Annotated in this window: 6 protein-coding genes; 4 read left to right on the top strand and 2 right to left on the bottom strand. The window is 65.0% G+C overall.

Annotated features, from left to right (window positions below; genetic code table 11):
- Positions 1-1,195: enolase C-terminal domain-like protein (locus tag WBQ44_RS03765; protein WP_495565399.1), on the bottom strand; the 1,195-nt coding region annotated here is incomplete at its 3' end.
- A 304-nt stretch (positions 1,196-1,499) separates the two neighbouring features.
- Here WBQ44_RS03765 and WBQ44_RS03760 point away from each other — a divergent pair.
- From WBQ44_RS03760 to WBQ44_RS03745, 4 genes are all read left to right on the top strand, one after another.
- Positions 1,500-3,098, top strand: coding sequence for an aldehyde dehydrogenase (NADP(+)) (locus tag WBQ44_RS03760; RefSeq protein WP_495565398.1), 1,599 nt, complete (start codon positions 1,500-1,502; stop codon positions 3,096-3,098).
- Positions 3,099-3,140: 42 nt separating this feature from the next.
- Positions 3,141-4,067, top strand: a complete 927-nt coding sequence (locus tag WBQ44_RS03755) for a 5-dehydro-4-deoxyglucarate dehydratase (RefSeq protein ID WP_495565397.1) — start codon at positions 3,141-3,143, stop codon at positions 4,065-4,067.
- The gene (locus WBQ44_RS03750) at positions 4,064-5,335 is read left to right on the top strand and encodes a glucarate dehydratase family protein (protein WP_495565400.1); all 1,272 of its coding nucleotides are present in this window, start codon (positions 4,064-4,066) and stop codon (positions 5,333-5,335) included. The genes WBQ44_RS03755 and WBQ44_RS03750 overlap by 4 nt, the downstream gene beginning before the upstream one ends.
- 87 nt (positions 5,336-5,422) lie before the next feature.
- Positions 5,423-6,316, top strand: a complete 894-nt coding sequence (locus WBQ44_RS03745) for a LysR family transcriptional regulator (RefSeq protein WP_495565396.1) — start codon at positions 5,423-5,425, stop codon at positions 6,314-6,316.
- Positions 6,317-6,408: 92 nt separating this feature from the next.
- Here the strand turns inward: WBQ44_RS03745 and WBQ44_RS03740 are convergent.
- A partial coding sequence (locus tag WBQ44_RS03740) for a DUF222 domain-containing protein (RefSeq protein ID WP_495565395.1) occupies positions 6,409-7,481 on the bottom strand: 1,073 nt, incomplete at its 5' end.

Genomic DNA, 7,481 nt, shown 5'->3' with positions numbered 1-7,481 from the left:
GGCCCGCCTTGTCCGGGACCGTCAGGTAGCCGTCGACGATCTCGTACGGCTCCTTGGTGACGCGCTGGCCGTCCTGCCAGATCCAATGGGTGTCGATGGCGGTGATGTTCCCCGGTGCCGCTGCTGCCACCTGAGTGAACATCGCCAACGAGACGTCGAAGTGGTTGTTGGAGTGTGATCCCCACGTGAGTCCCCATGCGTCGCACAGCTGCGCGACGCGGACCGAACCGTTCATGGTCCAGAAGTGCGGGTCGGCAAGCGGGATGTCTACGGCACCCGAGCGAATGGTGTGGCCCATTTCGCGCCAGTCGGTTGCGATCATGTTGGTCGCGGTCTGTAGGCCGGTTGCGCGTTTGAACTCGGTCATCACTTCGCGGCCGGAGAATCCGCCCTCGGGTCCGACAGGATCTTCGGCGTAGGCAAGTACGTCGCGCAGCCCGCGGCAGGTCTCGATCGCGTCCTTCAGCAGCCAACCACCGTTGGGATCCAATGTGATGCGCGCGTCCGGGAATTTCTCTGCCAACGCGGTGACCGCGAGCGCTTCTTCGGCTGCAGGCAGAACCCCGCCCTTGAGCTTGAAATCGGCGAATCCGTATCGGGCGTGCGCTGCTTCGGCGAGGCGCACGATCGCGTCGGGATCCATCGCCGCCTCGTGGCGGACGCGCAGCCAGTCGTCGGCGCCTGCGGCCTCATCGGCCGGGCTGCGGTAGGCGAGATCGGTCTTGTTGGGGTCTGCGACGAAGAACAGGTAGCCGAGCGCCTGGACCTTGTCGCGCTGCTGACCCTCACCGAGCAACGCGGCGACGCTGACGCCGAGGTGCTGACCGAGCAGGTCGAGCAGTGCAGACTCCACAGCCGTGACAGCGTGGATTGCGATGCGAAGATCGAACGTCTGCGCACCGCGTCCGCCGGAATCACGGTCGGCGAACGTGCGGCGCATCTCTGCGAGCACAGCGTTGTACTGCCCGATACTGCGGTTCTCGACCAAGGGACGCGCCTCTTCGAGCGTCTGCCGGATCGGCTCGCCGCCGGGAACTTCGCCGACGCCGGTACGTCCGTCCGAGTCGGTGAGAACGACGAGGTTGCGGGTGAAGTACGGGGCATGCGCACCACTGAGGTTCAGCAGCATGTCGTCGTGTCCGGCGATCGGGATGACCCGCATCTCGGTGACGACCGGGGTGGTGCTGGAGTTCATTGTGTCGACCTTTTCTGCAGGGTGACTTGGCTCACCAAAAACAGTAAGTAAGTTGATCGATTCCTGTCCAAGTCGATAAGCGCATCGAGTGATGCACTATCGGCATGGTCAGGCCACTTCGACACGCGCCCGCCGCACCGGCCCTGATACTCATTCTGCATCGCTGCCGCGAGTATTTGACTTGGACACGTATCAATCGATTCTCTAGCGTTGACGGCTATGAGGCAGGTCACTGGAAACCGCCCACTGCATCCCTGATCGACGGACAACGCCAGTGATCGACAGACACAGAAGAGGAGTCACCATGACAGCATCGACGACGAACTCCACCGACCTGACCGGACGGATGATCATCGCGGGTACCCCGGTGGCCGGATCCGGCACCCAGGTTCACGGCATCGACCCCAGCACGGGCCTGGAGCTCGAACCTGCATACGGTCACGGCACCGACGCAGATGTAGAAGCAGCCTGCGCAGCAGCGGCTGCGGCGTTCTCCGACTACCGCGCCACGTCCTCCGAGGTCCGCGCACAGTTCCTCGAGACCATCGCGGACAACATCGCCGCACTCGGCGACACCCTGATCGAGCGCGCAGTCGCAGAATCGGGTCTGCCCATGGGCCGCCTCACCGGCGAGGTCGGACGCACCACCGGCCAGCTCCGACTCTTCGCCTCCGTTCTCCGCGACGGTGGTTGGAACGGCGCGCGCATCGATCCCGCGCTGCCGGACCGTACGCCGTTGCCGCGCTCCGACATCCGTCAGCGCAAGATCGCGCTCGGCCCGGTGGTCGTGTTCGGCGCCAGCAACTTCCCCCTCGCCTTCTCCGTCGCGGGCGGCGACACGGCCTCGGCACTTGCAGCGGGCTGCCCCGTCATCGTCAAGGGCCACGACGCGCACCCCGGTACCTCCGAGCTCGTCGGTCGCGCAATCTCCGACGCCGTCGCCTCCACCGGAATGCCGTCGGGAACCTTCTCATTGCTGTTCGGTTCCGGTCGCGGTCTGGGCACCGCACTTGTCACCGACCCCCGGGTCAAGGCCGTCGGTTTCACCGGATCACGCCAGGGCGGACTGGCGCTCGTCGCAGCAGCAGCCGGCCGCCCAGAGCCGATCCCGGTCTACGCCGAGATGAGCTCCATCAACCCGGTATTCGTGCTCGACAATGCGCTCGAGGCCCGTGGCGCCGAACTCGGTGAGGCATTCGTCGGTTCGCTGACGTTGGGCTCCGGCCAGTTCTGCACCAATCCCGGTCTCGTCATTGCCGTCGACGGCCCCGGACTGCAGTCGTTTCTCGACGCAGCCTCGGCTGCGGTGACCGGATGCGCACCGACCACGATGCTCACCCCGAACATCGCCGAGAGCTACGCCAACGGCGTCGAGGCACTCGCCAAGTCGGCGACCGAACTCGCCCGCGGCACCGAATCCGACGCCCCGAACGTCGGTCGGCCCGCTCTGTTCGTAACTGACGCGAGCAGCTTCGTTGCCTCCGAGGTGGAACAGGAAGAGGTATTCGGCGCGTCCAGCCTGATCGTCAAATGCGCCGATGCCCAGCAGGTTCGAGAGGTCGCTGCACGTCTCGAAGGCCAGCTCACCGCGACGATTCACACCGACGACGCCGACCACGCCGAAGCGGGCAAGCTCCTCGAAGTACTGGAACTGAAGGTCGGCCGCATTCTGTTCAACGGCTGGCCCACCGGTGTCGAGGTCGGACACGCCATGGTTCACGGCGGCCCGTCCCCCGCGACGTCCGACTCGCGCACCACGTCCGTCGGTTCGCTCGCCATCGAGCGCTTCCTGCGACCCGTCGCCTACCAGGACGTTCCAGCATCGTTGCTGCCCAGCGCTATCGCCGACGGCAACCCGGACAAAATCTGGCGTCGTGTCGACGGCCGGCTCACCCAAGACTGAACTCCCCCACTCACCTTTCGTTCCCCACATCTAGGAGACACAATGCTCGACGGAGTCCTCTTCTTCCCCGTCACCCCGTTCACCGCATCCGGTGAGGTCGACCACGACCTGCTGGCCGCACACATCGCGAAGGGTGTCGACGCAGGGCCCGGCGGAGTGTTCATCGCCTGCGGCACCGGCGAATTCCACGCCCTCGAGCTCGAAGAGTTCGGCAAGATCGTCAAGACCGCCGTCGACGTCATCGGCGGCCGCGTTCCGGTCTACGCCGGAACGGGCGGATCCGTCGCCCAGGCCAAGGCTTTCGCGCGCAGCGCCAAGACCAACGGTGCCGACGGCCTCCTGCTGCTCCCTCCGTACCTGGTGACGATGCCGCAGGCCGGACTCGTCAGCTACACGAAGGCCGTCGCCGACAGCACAGATCTCCCCGTCATCGTCTACAACCGCGGCAACGCACGTTTCAACGAGAACTCCGCCGTCGAGGTTGCCCAGTTGCCCACCGTCGTCGGCTTCAAGGACGGCACAGGCGATTTGGACCAGGTCGGCCGCATCGTGCGAGCCGTGTTGGATGCACTGGAGCCGTCGGGCAAGCCGTTCCAGTTCTTCAACGGTCTTCCCACCGCCGAGGTCTCGCAGCAGGCGTACCGCGCTATCGGTGTGACGCTGTACTCCTCGGCCACGTTCGCGTTCGCTCCGGAACTGGCATTGGCGTTCTACCGTTCCATGGAGACCGGGAACGAGCAGCTCACTGCCGCGTTGCTGCGTGACTTCTTCCATCCTCTGGTCCGCCTGCGTGATCAGGTCCCCGGCTACGCAGTCTCGCTCATCAAGGCCGGCGTCACCATGGAAGGCATCGAAGCCGGTCCGGTTCGTCCCCCGCTCGTCGACATCAGCACGCCTCACCTCGACGAGCTGACCCGGATACTCGCCGCCGGTCGTGCAGTGTTGGCGAACGAGCTCGCGGTTCACTGACATTGGAATCGATCCGCATCACGGGTGCGCGCATCACGCCGGTTGCTTTCGTCGATCCGCCTCTGCTGAACACCGTGGGTGTGCATCAGCCGTATGCACTGCGTGCGATCGTTCAGCTCGATACCGATGCGGGGCTGGTCGGGCTGGGTGAAACCTATGCCGACACCGCGCACCTGAAGCGACTCGAGGCAGCAGCTCTCGCCATCACCGGCCTCGAGGTGTTCGCGCTCAACAGTATTCGTGCTGCGATCGACACCGAGTTGGCGTCGTCGACGATCACCGGTGGCGACGGGGTCGCCGGCATGATCACGACAGCCAGCACCACGGACCGCGTGTTCTCCCCCTTCGAGGTGGCCTGCCTGGACGTCCAGGGCAAAGCTTTGGGCCGTCCGGTGTCGGACCTCCTCGGAGGGAGGGTGCGCGATGCGGTCCCGTTCAGCGCCTACCTGTTTCACAAGTGGGCGGCGCATCCCGGTGCCGAAGCCGACGAGTGGGGCGAGGCCATCGATCCGGACGGGCTCGTACGTCAGGCCCAGAAGATGATCGCCGAGTACGGATTCGGCGCCATCAAGGTCAAGGGCGGCGTGTTTTCACCGGACGAGGAGATCGCCGGCATCAAGGCGCTGCGCGAAGCGTTCCCCGATCTGCCGCTGCGTCTCGATCCGAATGCCGCCTGGACCGTCGACACATCGATTCGCGTGGCATCCGAGCTCGACGGCATCATCGAATACCTGGAGGATCCGACGCCAGGCCTCGACGGGATGGCCGAAGTTGCTCGTGAGGCGAAGATGCCGCTCGCGACCAAGATGTGCGTCGTCGCGTTCGATCAACTGAAGCCCGCGGTGCTGAAGGACTCGGTGCAGGTGGTCCTCTCCGACCACCATTACTGGGGCGGCCTGCAGCGGTCACGCCTGCTCGCCGGCGTCGCCGACAACTTCGACCTCAGGTTGTCCATGCACTCCAACAGCCACTTGGGTATCAGTCTCGCCGCGATGGTGCACCTCGCCGGGGCGACGCCGAACCTGACCTACGCGTGCGACACCCACTGGCCGTGGAAATCCGAGGACGTCGTCAAGCCTGGCGTTCTCCGGATCGTCGACGGTGCGGTAGCGGTCCCCACCGGGCCTGGCCTCGGCGTCGAGATCGACGAGGACGCACTCGCGGGGCTGCACCAGCAGTACCTCGACTGCGGTATCCGCGATCGCGACGACACCGGATATATGAAGAGCATCGATCCGAGCTTCGAGAACACCTGCCCGCGCTGGTAGCGACTTCGATCAGGACAGGCCGTTCGTGCACTAGGTTGATACTGGACCTAGGCACGAACGGCCTGTTGTGATTCAAGGAGTGCATGGATGTTCTCGCTCAACCGGCTCACCTGCTTCATTGCAGTGGCAGAGGAACTCCATTTCGGTCGCGCAGCCGAACGCCTGCACATGACGCAGCCTCCGCTGAGCAGGCAGATTCAGCAGCTCGAGAACGAAGTGGGCGTTCAGCTCATCGATAGAACATCACGCTCGGTCACCCTCACCGCAGCAGGCGCCGCGTTTCTGCCCGACGCACGCCGCATCGTCCACCTGGCCGAAGGTGCCGTCCTCACCGTACGGCGCGTTCCGACGGGGGACCTCGGAACGGTGGTCGTCGGCTTCACCGGCGCGTCCGCTCACGCAGTGCTTCCGCAGTTGCTCGACGCTGCGCGAGACCGGCTGCCCGACGTCAAGATCGTGTTGCGAGAGATGGTGTCGGCCGTGCAGATGGAATCGCTCACCATCGGCGACATCGATCTCGGCTTGGCGCGGCCGCCGCTCAAGCGGCCCGGGATCGCGTCACGGCCCGTCCTACACGAAGCACTCGTTGCAGCCTTGCCCGCCGATCATCCGTTGGCCGAACGTGATTCGCTCACAGTGGAGGATTTCGACGATCAGCCGACCATCATGTACTCGCCGGTCGACGCTCGGTACTTCCACGAGCTGCTCATCAGCACGTTCACGGTCGTGGGTGTGACCCCCCGCTACGTGCAGTACGTCACGCAGGTGCACACGATGCTCGTGTTGGTGCGCTCCGGGATCGGGGTGGCGCTCGTGCCGGAGTCGTCGACCACGATGCAGCCCGAGGGTGTCGTGTTCCGACCGGTCGACACCACGCCGAGCAAGCCCGTCGAACTCGACGCAGCATGGCGAACGGACAACGAAAACCCGGCGCTGCATCGGTTCATGTCCGACGTTCTACCGCGGAGAGAATGGCCCTGAGGTGCTGAGGCTGCTGGGCACACGACTGTAGGAGGCACAGTTCGACTGTGCCGCTACGATTTACAATCTCACTGCGGGACTGAGGCCGAGCGCTACTGCTCGGGATCGTCCGGTTCGTCGTAGAGGTATTCCTGGGGATGATGGTAGTGATTGACCAGCCCGCGGCGGTTCGGGTCGACGGCTTCCGGTGGATGCCATTGGGTTCGGCCGGGTTGCGGATGATCCGGGCCGGTGGTGGTGGTTGCCCAATCGTTCGGGCCTTCGCCGACGAGCGGATGGTGCAGATCGCAGCCGAACGTCAGTGAGTCGACGTCGGTGTAGCCGCCGCGCTCCCAGTCGTTGATGTGGTGCGCTTGGGACCACGTCGCAGGACGGGTGCACATGGGGAAGGTGCAGCCGCGGTCGCGGGCGATGAGGATGATGCGTTGATCTGCCGACGCGAGTCGCTTGGAGCGCCCGAGATACAGAGCGCGTCCGTCGTCGTCGAAGACAGCAAGGTAGTGATGCGCGTGCGAGGCCATGCGGATGGCGTCGCGGATCGAGACGAGCGATCCGGTTCCGGTGACCGCGTGCCCCGAGGCGGTTTCGAGGTCCTTGGCGGTCATGGTGATGACCGCGGTGACCGGAAGTCCGCGGTGCGTGCCGAGCGCGCCGGAGGCGAGCATCTGACGTAGGACCGCCTTGAGTGCGTCGTGGTTGCGGCGTCCCTGACTGCGCGTATCCCTTCCGGCACGGCGCTTCTCGTCAGCGGAGGTAGCCGTATCGCGGACTGCACCGTCGCCCGGCTTGTCTCCGCCCGGCTTGTCTCCGCCCGGCTTGTCGAACAATGTCGGATCCTGGTTCTCACTGTCACCGTCACCGTCACCACCACCACCACCGTCACCACCACCACCGTCACCACCACCGCTCGGCTCGCCGTCACCACCGCCGTCGTTGCCATTGCCATCACCGTCGTTGCCATTGCCATCACCGCCGGCACTGCGATCGAGGTCGTCCACGAGGGGATTGGGTTCTTCAGGGTTGCAGTTGCCGGCTTTGGCGAGTTTGGCGAGAACGGGTTCGAGGTAGGCGCGGAATTCGGCGTCGATGACGAAGTTGCCTTTGCTCAACCCGTCGGAGTCCTGTTTGCCGAGGTTGAAGAAGCACTTCGTCAGCGGATCTTTCT

The organism is Rhodococcus sp. (in: high G+C Gram-positive bacteria) (assembly GCF_049591685.1).
Taxonomy (GTDB): Bacteria; Actinomycetota; Actinomycetes; order Mycobacteriales; family Mycobacteriaceae; genus Rhodococcoides.
This window is presented reverse-complemented; position numbering and strand designations above follow the sequence as displayed.

Excerpts from the sequence above, each read along its gene's own strand:
- WBQ44_RS03760 (WP_495565398.1), top strand. The coding sequence starts at position 1,500 with ATGACAGCATCGACGACGAACTCCACCGACCTGACCGGACGGATGATC.
- WBQ44_RS03755 (WP_495565397.1), top strand. The coding sequence starts at position 3,141 with ATGCTCGACGGAGTCCTCTTCTTCCCCGTCACCCCGTTCACCGCATCC.
- WBQ44_RS03745 (WP_495565396.1), top strand. The coding sequence starts at position 5,423 with ATGTTCTCGCTCAACCGGCTCACCTGCTTCATTGCAGTGGCAGAGGAA.